General features: G+C 60.5%; 15 protein-coding genes. 10 read left to right on the top strand and 5 right to left on the bottom strand.

Features of this window, described 5'->3' with window-relative positions; all coding sequences use genetic code 11:
• Nucleotides 1–3: 3 nt before the first annotated feature.
• Nucleotides 4–399, bottom strand: a complete 396-nt coding sequence (gene msrB, locus HS968_RS12640; RefSeq protein WP_106741437.1) for a peptide-methionine (R)-S-oxide reductase MsrB — start codon at nucleotides 397–399, stop codon at nucleotides 4–6.
• 314 nt (nucleotides 400–713) lie between these two features.
• Between msrB and HS968_RS12635 the strand changes: the two genes are divergently transcribed.
• From HS968_RS12635 to htpX, 3 genes are all read left to right on the top strand, one after another.
• Nucleotides 714–1,925 carry a pyridoxal phosphate-dependent aminotransferase gene (locus HS968_RS12635; protein ID WP_182371484.1) on the top strand — a complete coding sequence of 404 codons (1,212 nt, stop codon included), beginning with the start codon at nucleotides 714–716 and terminating at the stop codon, nucleotides 1,923–1,925.
• Between the two features lie 6 nt (nucleotides 1,926–1,931).
• Complete coding sequence (locus HS968_RS12630) at nucleotides 1,932–2,384, top strand: hypothetical protein (protein ID WP_119691191.1); 453 nt, start codon at nucleotides 1,932–1,934, stop codon at nucleotides 2,382–2,384.
• Nucleotides 2,385–2,473: 89 nt separating this feature from the next.
• Nucleotides 2,474–3,346: a protease HtpX gene (gene htpX / locus HS968_RS12625; RefSeq protein WP_099524396.1), complete on the top strand. Its 873-nt coding sequence runs from the start codon at nucleotides 2,474–2,476 to the stop codon at nucleotides 3,344–3,346.
• Nucleotides 3,347–3,403: 57 nt separating this feature from the next.
• Here the strand turns inward: htpX and HS968_RS12620 are convergent, their stop codons facing one another.
• Entirely contained in the window at nucleotides 3,404–4,060 is a 657-nt protein-coding gene (locus HS968_RS12620) for a thiopurine S-methyltransferase (RefSeq protein WP_182371483.1), read from the bottom strand.
• A 54-nt stretch (nucleotides 4,061–4,114) separates the two neighbouring features.
• Between HS968_RS12620 and HS968_RS12615 the strand changes: the two genes are divergently transcribed.
• Together HS968_RS12615 and HS968_RS12610 are read left to right on the top strand one after the other, a co-directional pair.
• Nucleotides 4,115–5,347, top strand: coding sequence for a transporter substrate-binding domain-containing protein (locus HS968_RS12615; RefSeq protein WP_182371482.1), 1,233 nt, complete (start codon nucleotides 4,115–4,117; stop codon nucleotides 5,345–5,347).
• Between the two features lie 91 nt (nucleotides 5,348–5,438).
• Nucleotides 5,439–6,206 carry a DODA-type extradiol aromatic ring-opening family dioxygenase gene (locus HS968_RS12610; RefSeq protein WP_182371481.1) on the top strand — a complete coding sequence of 256 codons (768 nt, stop codon included), beginning with the start codon at nucleotides 5,439–5,441 and terminating at the stop codon, nucleotides 6,204–6,206.
• On the opposite strand, the gene HS968_RS12605 is transcribed toward HS968_RS12610, so the two are convergent.
• Nucleotides 6,203–6,787 carry a TetR/AcrR family transcriptional regulator gene (locus HS968_RS12605; RefSeq protein ID WP_179625031.1) on the bottom strand — a complete coding sequence of 195 codons (585 nt, stop codon included), beginning with the start codon at nucleotides 6,785–6,787 and terminating at the stop codon, nucleotides 6,203–6,205. The two genes, HS968_RS12610 and HS968_RS12605, sit on opposite strands and share 4 nt — an antisense overlap.
• Before the next feature lie 103 nt (nucleotides 6,788–6,890).
• On the opposite strand from HS968_RS12605, the gene HS968_RS12600 reads away from it, so the two are divergent.
• Nucleotides 6,891–7,328 (top strand): hotdog fold domain-containing protein, encoded by a 438-nt coding sequence (locus HS968_RS12600; protein WP_182371480.1) that lies wholly within the window; start codon nucleotides 6,891–6,893, stop codon nucleotides 7,326–7,328.
• A 39-nt stretch (nucleotides 7,329–7,367) separates the two neighbouring features.
• Here HS968_RS12600 and HS968_RS12595 read toward each other — a convergent pair whose 3' ends face one another.
• The gene (locus tag HS968_RS12595; RefSeq protein WP_182371479.1) at nucleotides 7,368–8,357 is read right to left on the bottom strand and encodes a YhdH/YhfP family quinone oxidoreductase; all 990 of its coding nucleotides are present in this window, start codon (nucleotides 8,355–8,357) and stop codon (nucleotides 7,368–7,370) included.
• 72 nt (nucleotides 8,358–8,429) lie between these two features.
• Nucleotides 8,430–9,449, bottom strand: a complete 1,020-nt coding sequence (gene sohB / locus HS968_RS12590; RefSeq protein WP_182371478.1) for a protease SohB — start codon at nucleotides 9,447–9,449, stop codon at nucleotides 8,430–8,432.
• 200 nt (nucleotides 9,450–9,649) lie between these two features.
• Between sohB and HS968_RS12585 the strand changes: the two genes are divergently transcribed.
• The 4 genes from HS968_RS12585 to HS968_RS12570 all read left to right on the top strand — a co-directional run bounded on the left by HS968_RS12585 (nucleotide 9,650) and on the right by HS968_RS12570 (nucleotide 12,788).
• Nucleotides 9,650–10,348, top strand: coding sequence for a histidine phosphatase family protein (locus tag HS968_RS12585; protein WP_182371620.1), 699 nt, complete (start codon nucleotides 9,650–9,652; stop codon nucleotides 10,346–10,348).
• 56 nt (nucleotides 10,349–10,404) lie between these two features.
• Nucleotides 10,405–10,716 carry an SCP2 sterol-binding domain-containing protein gene (locus tag HS968_RS12580; protein WP_003459932.1) on the top strand — a complete coding sequence of 104 codons (312 nt, stop codon included), beginning with the start codon at nucleotides 10,405–10,407 and terminating at the stop codon, nucleotides 10,714–10,716.
• Between the two features lie 220 nt (nucleotides 10,717–10,936).
• A complete protein-coding gene (locus tag HS968_RS12575) occupies nucleotides 10,937–12,004 on the top strand; it encodes a phosphotransferase family protein (protein ID WP_182371477.1) in 1,068 nt (355 codons plus the stop codon).
• 16 nt (nucleotides 12,005–12,020) lie between these two features.
• Nucleotides 12,021–12,788: an SDR family oxidoreductase gene (locus tag HS968_RS12570; protein WP_106741463.1), complete on the top strand. Its 768-nt coding sequence runs from the start codon at nucleotides 12,021–12,023 to the stop codon at nucleotides 12,786–12,788.
• Nucleotides 12,789–12,797: the final 9 nt, after the last annotated feature.

The raw sequence follows: 12,797 nt of genomic DNA, 5'->3' as shown, positions 1-12,797 counted from the left end.
CGATCACTCGCGCGGGATCAGCTTCAGCGATACCGAGTTGATGCAATAACGCAAACCGGTGGGACGCGGCCCATCGGGGAACACATGGCCCAGGTGCGCGTCACACTTGGCGCACTTGACCTCGATGCGGTGCATGCCATGGCTGAAGTCGTCCAGCTCACGGATGACCGCCTCACCCACCGGCTGAAAATAGCTCGGCCAGCCGCTGCCGGAATCGTATTTCGCATCGGAGTCGAACAATGCCTCGCCACAACAGGCGCAGTGGTAGATGCCGGGCGTCTTGTCATCGTGATACTGGCCGCTGAACGGGCGTTCAGTGCCGCCCAGCCGGCAGACATGGAATTGCTCCTGAGATAATTCGTCGCGCCATGCATCCAGGGGTTTGTCGAGCTTGTCCACGAACGGTTTCCTCCTCGATTAAGCAGCCGGAGATTGCACTGGCGGGAATTCTGCCACGAACCACAGCGCAGTGATCGTCGGCCAAGTGTGCATTGACAAAACAATCTAACGCCCAGCCCTCAGGGCGCCGCCCAATGGGTGCCCCACTCTGCGCGGCAAACCACAAAAAAGCCAGGGCAGCACCTTTGCCGCACACAGGCTGCAACGTATGATTCGACCCCAGTCTGTCACCCGCGTTTCAGGCTGCCCGTTTCTCCACCCGGAGATACTGGCAAGCCACATTGGCGGGTTCTCCATCGATCGGGATTTCTCACATGCAGGTCAGCAAATCGAACAAGCTCGCCAACGTCTGCTATGACATTCGCGGGCCGGTGCTCAAGCACGCCAAGCGTCTGGAAGAGGAAGGCCACCGCATCCTCAAGCTGAACATCGGCAACCCGGCGCCGTTCGGTTTCGAGGCACCGGAAGAGATTCTCCAGGACGTCATCCGCAACCTGCCGACCGCCCAGGGCTACAGCGACTCCAAGGGCCTGTTCAGCGCACGCAAGGCGGTGATGCAGTACTACCAGCAGAAGCAGGTCGAAGGCGTCGGCATCGAGGACATCTACCTCGGTAACGGTGTGTCCGAGCTGATCGTGATGGCCATGCAGGCGCTGCTCAACAACGGTGATGAGGTGCTCATCCCCGCTCCCGACTACCCGCTGTGGACCGCCGCGGTGGCGCTGTCTGGTGGCAAACCGGTGCACTACCTGTGTGACGAGCAGGCTGGCTGGTTCCCCGACATCGCTGACATGCGCGCCAAGATCACCCCGAACACCAAAGCCCTGGTGCTGATCAACCCGAACAACCCCACCGGCGCGGTGTATTCCAGGGAAGTGCTGCAGGACATCGTCGAGCTGGCACGCCAGCATAACCTGGTGATTTTCTCCGACGAGATCTACGACAAGATCCTCTACGACGAAGCCGTGCACATTAGCACTGCCTCGCTGGCACCGGACGTGCTCTGCCTGACCTTCAACGGTCTGTCCAAGAGCTACCGCGTGGCGGGCTTCCGTTCCGGCTGGGTGGCCATCTCCGGGCCCAAGCACAAGGCGCAGAGCTATATCGAAGGCCTGGATATCCTGGCCAACATGCGCCTGTGCGCCAACGTACCGAGCCAGCATGCAATCCAGACCGCGCTCGGCGGCTACCAGAGCATCAACGACCTGATCCTGCCCAACGGTCGCCTGCTGGAGCAGCGCAACCGCACCTGGGAGCTGCTCAACGACATTCCTGGCGTCAGCTGCGTCAAGCCCATGGGCGCGCTGTATGCCTTCCCGAAGATCGACCCGAAGGTCTGCCCGATCCACAACGACGAGAAATTCGTCCTTGACCTGCTGCTCTCCGAAAAACTGCTGATCGTCCAGGGCACCGCCTTCAACTGGCCGTGGCCGGATCACTTCCGCGTGGTCACCCTGCCCCGCGTCGACGACCTGGAGCAGGCCATCGGGCGCATCGGCAACTTCCTCAAGGGCTACAGCCAGTAAGCCGGTATGGATCTGCAGATAGACGACTTCTACAAGGACGCCGCCAGCGGCCTGCTCATGCTCTATCAGGCCTTCCCGCGCAAGATGGCGCTGTACGTGGAAGACCTGATCGGGCGTGAGGAGCCGGATGAGTTCGGCCTGCCCAGCAAGCGCCATCAGGCCTGCCTGGGTGCGCTACTGTGGCTGGCCGAGGAAGGCTATCTGCGTTTCGAGTCGACCATCGCTTACGACGCGCTGGATCAGGCCGTGCTTTCCGAGAAAGGTTTTCTGCGCCTATCGCGCAGCGTGCCGCATGCACTTCCCGAAGGTGAACCCCTGCCGCCCAGCGTACGTCGCGTGCACGCCACCCTGGCCTTCCAGCTGCGTGAAGCACTGGCGCGCCAGCATGGGGAACGCATTGCCCGCCTGACCCGTCTACTGTTCGAAAGCCAAGCGGCGCAGCCAAACGACATAGTTTGAAATAGTCGCTGGTTGAAAGCCCCATAGGGGCGCCCTTATATAGCCGGCATTACTCGTACGTCTTTCCCCGTGAGGAGTCCGTTCACACCATGATGCGCATTATGTTGTTCCTGGCCACCAACCTGGCGGTTCTGGTTATCGCCAGCATCACCCTCAAACTGCTGGGGGTCGACCGCTTCACCGGCCAGAACCATGGCAGCCTGCTGATTTTCTGCGCCGTGTTCGGTTTCGCCGGCTCGCTGGTCTCGCTGTTCCTGTCCAAGTGGATGGCGAAGATGAGCACCGGCACGCAGATCATCACCCAGCCGCGCACCCGTCACGAACAGTGGCTGCTGCAGACCGTCGAGGAGCTGTCCCGTGAAGCCGGCATCAAGATGCCGGAAGTCGGTATCTTCCCGGCCTACGAGTCCAACGCCTTCGCCACCGGCTGGAACAAGAACGACGCGCTGGTCGCCGTCAGCCAGGGCCTGCTCGAGCGCTTCTCTCCCGATGAAGTGCGCGCGGTGCTGGCCCACGAGATCGGCCACGTGGCCAACGGCGACATGGTCACCCTGGCACTGATCCAGGGCGTGGTGAACACCTTCGTGATGTTCTTCGCACGCATCTTCGGTAACTTCGTCGACAAGGCGATCCTGAAGAACGAAGACGGCCACGGTATCGGCTACTTCGTCGCGACCATTTTCGCCGAACTGGTACTGGGCATCCTGGCCAGCATCATCGTCATGTGGTTCTCGCGCAAACGCGAATACAAGGCCGATGAAGCCGGCGCCCGCCTGGCCGGTACCGGCGCGATGATCGCCGCGCTGCAGCGTCTGCGCGCCGAACAGGGCGTGCCGGTGCAGATGCCCGACAGCCTGACCGCCTTCGGCATCAACGGTGGTCTGAAGAACGGCCTGGCTGGCCTGCTGATGAGCCACCCGCCGCTGGAAGATCGCATCGAGGCACTGCGCCGTCGGGGCTGATCGGAACTGCAAAACAAAAGGCGACCTCAGGGTCGCCTTTTTCATTACCTCGCCGCTTTAACGGCGCGCCAGGTGAAACACCACCTCCTCCACCGCCTCGAGCTGATTCTCGATAAAGCGTGGGTTGCCGCTCAGCACGTCCTTACGCTCCACTTCCCGCAGTATCCAGCCTGGAGTGAAGCGCTGCTCGACTTCGGCATCCTCGACCGAGAAAGGTGGGCCATCCATGCGTTGCTGATCGTATACCAGCGTCACCAGCAGCCCCTGACAGGTTTCAGGCAATATCGCCTGCAAGTGGGCGGCGTAACGCTCGCGCATTTCCGCTGGCAGCGCGATCAGCGCAGCCCGGTCATAAAAGGCCTGGCAGTCGGCAACGTCAGCGTGGTTCAAGGCGAAAAAGTCGCCACAGAAAATCCGCAGCGCACCTGCCTGATAGACCTTGAAGGCGCCATGCTGCGATACATGCGGCTGCACATCACGCTCGGCGAAGAAATCCTGTACCGCACGCTCGGCTAACTCCACCCCGATCACCGCATGCCCCTGCTCCGCCAGCCACGCCAGGTCGAGGCTTTTGCCACACAGCGGCACCAGCACCGCTGCATCGTTGGGTAGCCCGAGAGTTGGCCAATGGCGGCGCAGATAGCCGTTGACCTTCTCCTGATGAAAACCGATTTGGCTACGCGCCCAACGCTCCTGCCAGAATGTTGCGTGCATACACACTCCCCTCACCTAAACTGGAAATAACAATCCTATACGCCAAGTGACTCGATGCCGGCACGTCATCTGCTGTCCTGCTTACTACTGATTGTCGCGGTACTGGCGCAGGCCAGTGACGAAGACGATCCAACCGTTCGCCTCGACACCAGCCTCGAAGATCCTTACCAGGTAGTCGTCGACGGCGAGCTCAGTGGTAGCTCGGTAACCGTGCTCAAGTGCATCTTCAACCGACTGCAACAACCCTATCAGATCCAGCTCACCTCCCTCAGTCGAGCACGGCAGAATGTCAGTCGACGAATTGCCGATGGTTTCTTCAGCTCAGCTCCAGACACTCAGGTAGATGGCTATGCGCAGCTTTCTGCCCCGCTGCTGATGGAGAAATGGTACTGGTACGCACAGGATGCCCAGATACTCAACAAGCCAATATGGTCGCGCGAGCTGCGCATCGGCAGCGTTCTGGGCAGCAACAGCATGACTTGGCTGGAGGCACGCGGCATCACCGTGGCACAGAAGGTATCGCGCCTGGAACAACTAATCGAACTACTCCAACGCGGTCGCATTGACCTTTTCCTGGCAGATGAGAACGTTATGCGCACTGCACTTTCTCACCAACCAGCGCAGCCGGGCCTACAGCAACGTTTCGTGAGGTATTCGCCATTGGGCGTATATTTCTCTCACATTTTCCTGCAGCAACACCCTGACTTCCTCAACGCGTTCAATCGCCAGGTCGAACACTGCGCACATAGAGGCAGCACACTCACCGAGGCAGAAGCCTACTATCTGCGCCAACTGACGGCTCAACACCTCAAGCGCTGGGCTTACCACGACCAATTGCTGAGCGCCCTTCGCCAGGCAGCAACGCGCAACACCAGTATCGAGCGTATTCACGAACTGGATCGGCAATGGATGCGTGAACGTCTGCTCGAGGAGAAACCACTGATTCGCCGACTACTGCATGCCCCTCCCTCAAGACTCCTGGCCAACATAGCGCGTCAGCACAAGCCGCTGTTCAATGAGATCTTCCTTAGCGACTACTCCGGCCAACTGGTCGCCATCAGCGAGATTACCAGTGATTACTGGCAAGCTGACGAAGATGACTTTCAGCAAGCTCAGCACTTGCCACCGGGTCAGGTGCATATCGGCGAAATTGAATACGACGGTTCGACCCAGAGCTTTCAGATCAAGGTTTCGGCGCCCCTTCACGATCCACAGGATGGCCGCTTCCTCGGAGTGCTCAGTCTGGGTATCAATATAGAAACGGCCTTTGGCGACAACCTGCGTTAAACATCGAACCAGTCGATTGATATCGCGGAAAAACCTCATTATTCATCCATGACCGCCTCGGAGAGAATGTAACAAATCTCTGGAGGTCGTCATGCTGCCCAGTTTGTTCATATCCCACGGTTCCCCCATGCTGGCTCTGGAGCCGGGCGCCAGCGGTCCAGCCTTGACCAAACTGGCCGCCGAACTGCCCAGGCCCAAGGCTATCGTGGTGGTGTCGGCGCACTGGGAAAGCCAGCGTTTGCTGGTGACGGCAGGTGAGCAACCGCAGACCTGGCACGACTTCGGCGGCTTCCCAGCCCCGTTGTACGCCGTACAGTATCCCGCTCCCGGTGCACCAGCGCTGGCCAAGAAGATCGCAGAGCAATTGAATAACGCGGGTCTAGCGACAGAGCTCGATGCCCAGCGCCCTTTCGATCATGGCGCTTGGATTCCGTTGTCGCTGATGTATCCGCAAGCCGACATCCCCGTACTGCAGATTTCACTACCCAGCCGCCTCGGCCCCGAGCTGCAGACCCGTGTGGGGCGCGCACTGAGTGGCCTGCGTGAGCAAGGCATATTGCTTATCGGCTCCGGTAGCATCACCCACAACCTGGGCGAGCTGAACTGGCGCGCAGGCCCGGAAGTCATCACGCCCTGGGCCAAGGCATTTCGCGACTGGATAGTGGAAAAACTCGCAGCCAATGACGAGCAGGCGCTGCACGATTACCGCCACCTGGCGCCAAACGCCGTGCGCAACCACCCGAGTGACGAGCACCTACTGCCGCTGTTCTTCGCCCGTGGCGCTGGCGGTGCCTTCAGCGTCGCGCACACGGGGTTCACCTACGGTGCGCTGGGTATGGACATCTATCGCTTCGACTAGCCGCTGCTTTTCACGCTGTCCCAGGCGATCTGCGCCAGCAACTCACGGCACTCACCCAGCTCGCTCTGGGTGCGGCCGGCCAGCCAGTTGCGCGCCAGATCATGCGTCGGGCCGATTACCACCGAGGCGAAGCAGTCATCTGGTAGTGCCTTGAACAGTCCCTGCAGGCGGTACTCGGCGAGCGCTGTGAGAATCTGCGCGAAATGCTGGCGATTGGCTTCACGCAGGGCGCCACCCATTTCCCCGGCTTCGACCCGACTGCGGCTGTGCAGGATGAAACGCGCCCAATCCGGATTGGTCACCACCCAGTCGATATAGCTGGTCACCAACAACTTGACGCAGGCTTCGGCGCTGGCTGCCTCGGCAAACCCGCGCTGCAACAGGTCGGCGTATTGGGCAGTGCCGGCCAGATACAGCGCGGCAATGATCCGCTCCTTATTGCCGAAGTGGTGGTACAGACTGCCGATGCTCGCACCAGAACGGTCGCGAATCATCTCTATGGTGGTGACATCGACGCCGTGCTCGGTGAAGCAGGCCAACGCAGCCTGAAGGATCTCGTCTTTACGCGATGGGCGAGCCATGCCACTCCTCATGACTAGAATATATTTCTAGAATAATTTTCTAACACTCGTATACTGCCTCGGCGCGCGCTCATCTTCAATCGCAAACACGCAGGAGAGAGTCATGAGTCAGATGTTGCAGATGTTCCAGCAGGCCGGCGCTGCCCAGTTCAGCGCGATGATCGGTCAAGTCGCCCCGTACTTCGCCAGTATCGCTCCGCAGATGGCCGAGCTGCGTCCCGGCTATGCCGAGGTCAGCTTCGCCAAACGCCGCGAAGTGCTCAACCATATCGGTACGGTGCACGCCATTGCCTTGTGCAATGCTGCCGAGCTTGCCGCCGGCAGCATGACCGACGCCTCCATTCCTGCCAGTTGCCGCTGGATTCCCAAGGGCATGACGGTGGAATACCTCGCGAAGGCCGATGGCGACATCCGTACGGTGGCTGACGGCAGCCAGGTGGATTGGAGTCAGACCGGCGACATCAAGGTGCCGGTGATGGCCTACGTTGGCGACAAGCCGGTGTTCCGCGCGGAAATCACCATGTACGTCAGCCAGGCCTGAAAATGCAGAGGTCCGTCATCGACGGACCTCGTTCAGCGCTCAGTCGAGCCGCACCAGGATACGACCGACCATGCCGCCGGCCAGTATCCGTTCGATGGCCCCCGGCAACTCCGCCAGGCCAATTTCCTGGCACAACACAGAAAGATCGAGCTTCCACTGCAGCGATAGCTTGTCCCACATCGACGCCTTGACCACCAGTGGTAGTTCCACCGAATCAACCCCCAGCAGGTTGACCCCACGCAGGATGAACGGCAGTACGCTGGCCTGGAAGCCAACGCCAGCAGTCAGACCGCAGCAGGCCACGCTACCGCTGTGGCGCAGCGACTTGACCACATTGAACAGGATGTCACCACCCACGGTATCCACTGCCCCCGCCCAGCGCTCCTTGAGCATCGGACGTTCGCTACCCTGCTGCAGCTCTTCGCGGCTGACGATCTCGTCAGCACCCAGGTTACGCAGAAAATCAGCCTGTTCGGCCTTGCCAGTGGCGGCGGCAACACGATAGCCGAGCTGCTTGAGCAGCACGACCGCGATACTGCCGACGCCGCCCGTAGCGCCCGTGACCAGCACGGTGCCGGATTCCGGGGTGACGCCAGCCTGCTCCAGCTTGTCCACGCACAGTGCAGCGGTCAGGCCGGCAGTGCCAAGGATCATCGCCTCGCGCAGCGGCAGCCCCTGCGGGCGCTTGATCGCCCAGGCCGCCGGCACGCGGATGTACTGGCCGAAACCACCGGCGGTATTCATGCCCAGGTCGTAGCCGGTGACGATCACCTCGTCACCCACGGCGAACTCGGCAACGCTGGAAGCCTCGACCACACCCGCCGCGTCGATACCAGGCGTATGCGGGTAGGCCTTGGTCACACCACGATTGCCGCTGGCGGACAGGGCATCCTTGTAGTTGAGCGAGGAATAGCGCACGCGGATCAACAACTCGCCCTGCGGCAGTTGCTCGACGTTGCGCTGGACTACTTCACGCTGGAAACCGCCATCGGCGCCTTCGCTGACCAGCAAGGCCTTGAACTCGGTCATCACCCTCTCCTCTTATCGTGGTTCGCTGCTGTGCGACGCGAGTCGGCCGTGCAGCCCATCATGAACGAAGCGTTACCAGAAGCGCTGCTGATTGAGCCGGCTCAACCAGGTCAGGACGAAGCGATCCAGCGCCATGCTGGCAGCCAGCCCGACACGCTCCTGCAGGCTCTTTTTCTGAGCGAAATGCAGATGGAACAGTTCAGCCTCGGCGGCGCGCTCGGCCAGGTACTGGTCGCTGGTCTTGAGTTCATCCACCAACAGGCGCTCCTGCGCGGCCATGCCCAGCCAGACTTCACCGGTGGCGATGGCGTCGATGTCCAGTTGCGGGCGGTAACGGGCGACGAAACCCTTGAATAGTTCGTGGGTGGTTTCCAGGTCTTCCTGGAATTTCTCCCGACCTTTCTCGGTGTTTTCACCAAAGACGGTCAGCGTGCGCTTGTATTCACCGGCGGTCAGCACTTCAAAATCGATCTCGTGCTTTTTCAGCAAGCGATGCACGTTGGGCAACTGCGCCACCACGCCGATGGAGCCGAGAATGGCGAAAGGCGCACTGAGAATTTTCTGGCCGATGCAGGCCATCATGTAGCCGCCGCTGGCGGCTACCTTGTCAACGCACACGGTCAGCGGAATGCCGGCATCGCGGATACGCACCAGCTGTGAAGAGGCCAGACCGTAGCTGTGCACCATGCCGCCACCGCTTTCCAGGCGCAGCACCACTTCGTCCTCGACCTTGGCCATGGACAACAGCGCCGTCACTTCATGGCGCAGATTGTCAGTGGCCGATGCCTTGATATCGCCATCGAAATCCAGCACGAACACCCGCGGCTTGCTGGGCGGCGCTTTTTTCTCCTGTTTGGCAGCCTTGGCCTCCGCCTTGCGCGTGGCCTTGAGCTGATCCTTGGACAGCACGCTCTGCTCCAGGCGTTCGCGCAGATCCTTGTAGAAGTCATTGAGCTTCTGCACCTGCAACTCACCACTACCGCGCCGCCCTTTGCCACGCGTGGCGGCGATCGCCACCAGCACCACGACGATGGCGACCACCAGGGTCAGGGTTTTCGCCAGAAAGCTGGCGTACTCGCTAAGAAACTCCACGGATCCCCCTCGGACATTGCAGCCGCGCTTGGGCGCATAAAGGCTCAAGCATACCGGCGCAGCGGCCCGCCGGCCAACCTCGGCAGCGCTGCTGCGATTGCCATACAAGCAATTCAAACAAGCGTATGTTTTTTCGTTGACAGCCCATGAGCTTCCTCATACCCTCGCGAAACATTCAACGTACCGAGACCAATACGGACGTGGGCAGCATCTATCTGATTCGACATGGCCAGGCCTCATTCGGTGCAGACGACTACGATGTCCTGTCTCCCGTCGGCGTGCGCCAGGCCGAAGTGCTGGGCGAACATCTCGAGCAACTCGACATCCGCCTCGATCGATGCGTCAGCGGCAGCCTGCGCCGCCAGCAGCACACGGCCAACGCCGCACTGCAGCGCATGAGCCAAGCGCCAGTGCTGGACATCGATGAGGCCTTCAACGAATTCGATGCCGATGCGGTGATTCGCACGCTGCTGCCGGATCTGCTACCGGAAGAACCCGAAGCCCTGCATATCCTGCGCAACGGTGCGCAGAACCGTGCCGAGTTCCAACGCCTGTTCGCCAAACTGATCCAGCGCTGGATTTCCGGCGAACATGACAAGCCCGGTCTGCAGAGTTGGCAGGCCTATGTCGAACAGGTCGAAGGTGGCCTGCGGCGCATCCTCGAACAGGCCAATAGCAAACAGAACATCGCCGTGTTCACCTCCGGCGGCACCATCACCGCCCTGCTCCGGCTGATTACCGGCGTGCCCTCTGCAAAGGCCTTCGAACTGAATTGGCAAATCGTCAATACCTCGCTCAGCCAGCTGAAATTCCGCGGCAGCGAGGTGAGTCTGGCTTCCTTCAACAGCCATGTGCATTTACAGCTGCTGAAGGCGCCGGAGCTCATCACCTATCGATGAGTTCCAGCCCACTGCGGCCGCAAGGCTGCGCGAAACAACCTAAAAAGGATAAGACCATGAGTGTTGCTGACATCGCCCAAACCATGCAGTCCAAGTTCAACGCCAGCGCCGCTGCAGGCCTGGATCTGGTATTCCAATTCAACATCGAAGATGGCGAAAACTACGCGCTCATCGTCAAAGACGGCACCTGCGCCCTCGAGCAAGGCGACAACCCGAACGCCAACGTGACCCTGATCATGGACAGCGAAACCCTCAAGGGCATCGTCAGCGGCGAAACCGACGGCATGCAGGCTTTCATGGCTGGCAAGCTGCGCGCTGAAGGCGACATGATGCTGGCGATGAAGCTGGGCGAACTGTTCCCGGTCTGATCGGCGAGCTGAGCGCAAAACACGAAAACCGGAGTCCTGGCACTCCGGTTTTTTATTGCCTACGCACAAGCGAAAGCTCAGGTCGAGAATGACTGATCAGGCAGTTTGATCGAGGTGCAACACGCCCGCCTATAACGGCGCGTATTGCTTGTGACAGCCGGGGTGCAGCATTAGATTAGCCAATTATCTGGGGCACCCATCATAAGTAGAAGGGATAAGCATGGCGCTCACTGACCAATCCACCCGTATCCGTACTGGCGAAGAACTCGATGCTGCCGTCATCGACACCTACCTGAAAGCCAATATTCCAGGCCTGAGCGGTGAAGCCAAGATCAGCCAGTTCCCCGGCGGCGCTTCGAACCTGACCTACCTGATCGAGTACCCGCAGCAGGAATTCGTCCTGCGCCGCCCGCCCTTCGGCCACAAGGCCAAGTCGGCACACGACATGGGCCGCGAGTACCGCATTCTCAATCAGCTCAACGCCGGCTTCCCCTATTGCCCGAAAGCCTACGTGCACTGCACCGACGAGTCGGTGATCGGCGCCGAGTTCTACGTCATGGAGCGGGTCAAGGGCATCATCCTGCGCTCCGAAATGCCGGCCGAACTGAACTTCAGCGCCGAGCAGACCGCCGCGCTGTGCAAGAGCTTCATCGACAAGCTGGTGGAGCTGCACAACGTCGACTACAACGCTTGCGGCCTGGGCGACCTGGGCAAGCCTGAAGGTTATGTCGAACGCCAGATCAGGGGCTGGAGCGACCGTTACGAGAAAGCCCTGACCCCGGATGCACCGACCTGGGAACCGGTCAAGGCCTGGCTGAATGACAAGATGCCAGCCGATCACCACAAACCGGGCATCGTGCACAACGACTACCGCTTCGACAACGTGATCCTCGACCCGAACAACCCGATGCAGATCATCGGTGTGCTCGACTGGGAGATGACCACCATCGGCGATCCGCTGATGGATCTGGGCAACACCCTGGCCTACTGGATCGAAGCTGGCGACCCGGCGCCAGTGCAACTGATGCGCCGCCAGCCCAGCAACGCGCCGGGCATGCTCACGCGCCAGCAGTTCGTCGACTACTACGCTGAAAAAGCCGGCATCGAGATCAAAAGCTTCGATTTCTACTACACCTACGGCCTGTTCCGCCTGGCCGGCATCGTCCAGCAGATCTACTACCGCTTCTACCACGGCCAGACCCAGGACAAGCGCTTCGCCCAGTTCATTCACATGAACAAGCTGCTGGAGCAGATGTGCCTGCAAGTCATCGGCAAATCCACTCTCTAACCCCGGGGTAATCACAATGTCCAAGACCCAACTGTTCGACCTCGACGGCAAGATCGCCTTCGTTTCCGGCGCCAGCCGCGGCATCGGCGAAGCCATCGCCAAGCTGCTGGCCCAGCAAGGCGCCCACGTGATCGTCTCCAGCCGCAAGATCGACGGCTGCCAGGCCGTGGCTGACGCCATCACAGCCGAGGGTGGCAAGGCCACTGCCATCGCCTGCCACATCGGCGAGATGGAGCAGATCACCAACGTCTTCGCGCAGATCAAGGAACAGTTCGGCCGTCTCGACATCCTGGTCAACAACGCCGCGACCAACCCGCAGTTCTGCAATGTGCTGGACACCGACCTCTCCGCCTTCCAGAAGACCGTGGACGTGAACATTCGCGGCTACTACTTCATGTCCATCGAAGGCGGCAAATTGATGAAGGGCAACGGCGGTGGTTCGATCATCAACGTCGCCTCGATCAATGGCGTCTCCCCTGGCGAATTCCAGGGCATCTACTCGGTGACCAAGGCGGCGGTGATCAGCATGACCAAGGTGTTCGCCAAGGAATGCGCGCAGTTCGGTATTCGCTGCAACGCCCTGCTACCGGGCCTGACCGACACCAAGTTCGCCTCGGCGCTGACCAAGAACGACGCCATCCTCAAGCACGCCCTGCAGCGCATCCCGCTCAAGCGCGTGGCTGATCCGAGCGAGATGGCCGGTGCCGTGCTGTACCTGGCCAGTGAAGCCTCCAGCTACACCACCGGCGTGGCGCTGAATGTCGACGGCGGTTTCCTCTCCTGAGGCCAGATG

Origin of the sequence: Pseudomonas berkeleyensis (assembly GCF_014109765.1) — a bacterium.
Taxonomy (GTDB): domain Bacteria; phylum Pseudomonadota; class Gammaproteobacteria; order Pseudomonadales; family Pseudomonadaceae; genus Aquipseudomonas; species Aquipseudomonas berkeleyensis.
This window is presented reverse-complemented; position numbering and strand designations above follow the sequence as displayed.

Excerpts from the sequence above, each read along its gene's own strand:
- HS968_RS12635 (WP_182371484.1), top strand. The coding sequence starts at position 714 with ATGCAGGTCAGCAAATCGAACAAGCTCGCCAACGTCTGCTATGACATT.
- HS968_RS12630 (WP_119691191.1), top strand. The coding sequence starts at position 1,932 with ATGGATCTGCAGATAGACGACTTCTACAAGGACGCCGCCAGCGGCCTG.
- htpX (WP_099524396.1), top strand. The coding sequence starts at position 2,474 with ATGATGCGCATTATGTTGTTCCTGGCCACCAACCTGGCGGTTCTGGTT.
- HS968_RS12620 (WP_182371483.1), bottom strand. The coding sequence starts at position 4,060 with ATGCACGCAACATTCTGGCAGGAGCGTTGGGCGCGTAGCCAAATCGGT.
- HS968_RS12615 (WP_182371482.1), top strand. The coding sequence starts at position 4,115 with ATGCCGGCACGTCATCTGCTGTCCTGCTTACTACTGATTGTCGCGGTA.
- HS968_RS12610 (WP_182371481.1), top strand. The coding sequence starts at position 5,439 with ATGCTGCCCAGTTTGTTCATATCCCACGGTTCCCCCATGCTGGCTCTG.
- HS968_RS12605 (WP_179625031.1), bottom strand. The coding sequence starts at position 6,787 with ATGGCTCGCCCATCGCGTAAAGACGAGATCCTTCAGGCTGCGTTGGCC.
- HS968_RS12600 (WP_182371480.1), top strand. The coding sequence starts at position 6,891 with ATGAGTCAGATGTTGCAGATGTTCCAGCAGGCCGGCGCTGCCCAGTTC.
- HS968_RS12595 (WP_182371479.1), bottom strand. The coding sequence starts at position 8,357 with ATGACCGAGTTCAAGGCCTTGCTGGTCAGCGAAGGCGCCGATGGCGGT.
- HS968_RS12580 (WP_003459932.1), top strand. The coding sequence starts at position 10,405 with ATGAGTGTTGCTGACATCGCCCAAACCATGCAGTCCAAGTTCAACGCC.
- HS968_RS12575 (WP_182371477.1), top strand. The coding sequence starts at position 10,937 with ATGGCGCTCACTGACCAATCCACCCGTATCCGTACTGGCGAAGAACTC.
- HS968_RS12570 (WP_106741463.1), top strand. The coding sequence starts at position 12,021 with ATGTCCAAGACCCAACTGTTCGACCTCGACGGCAAGATCGCCTTCGTT.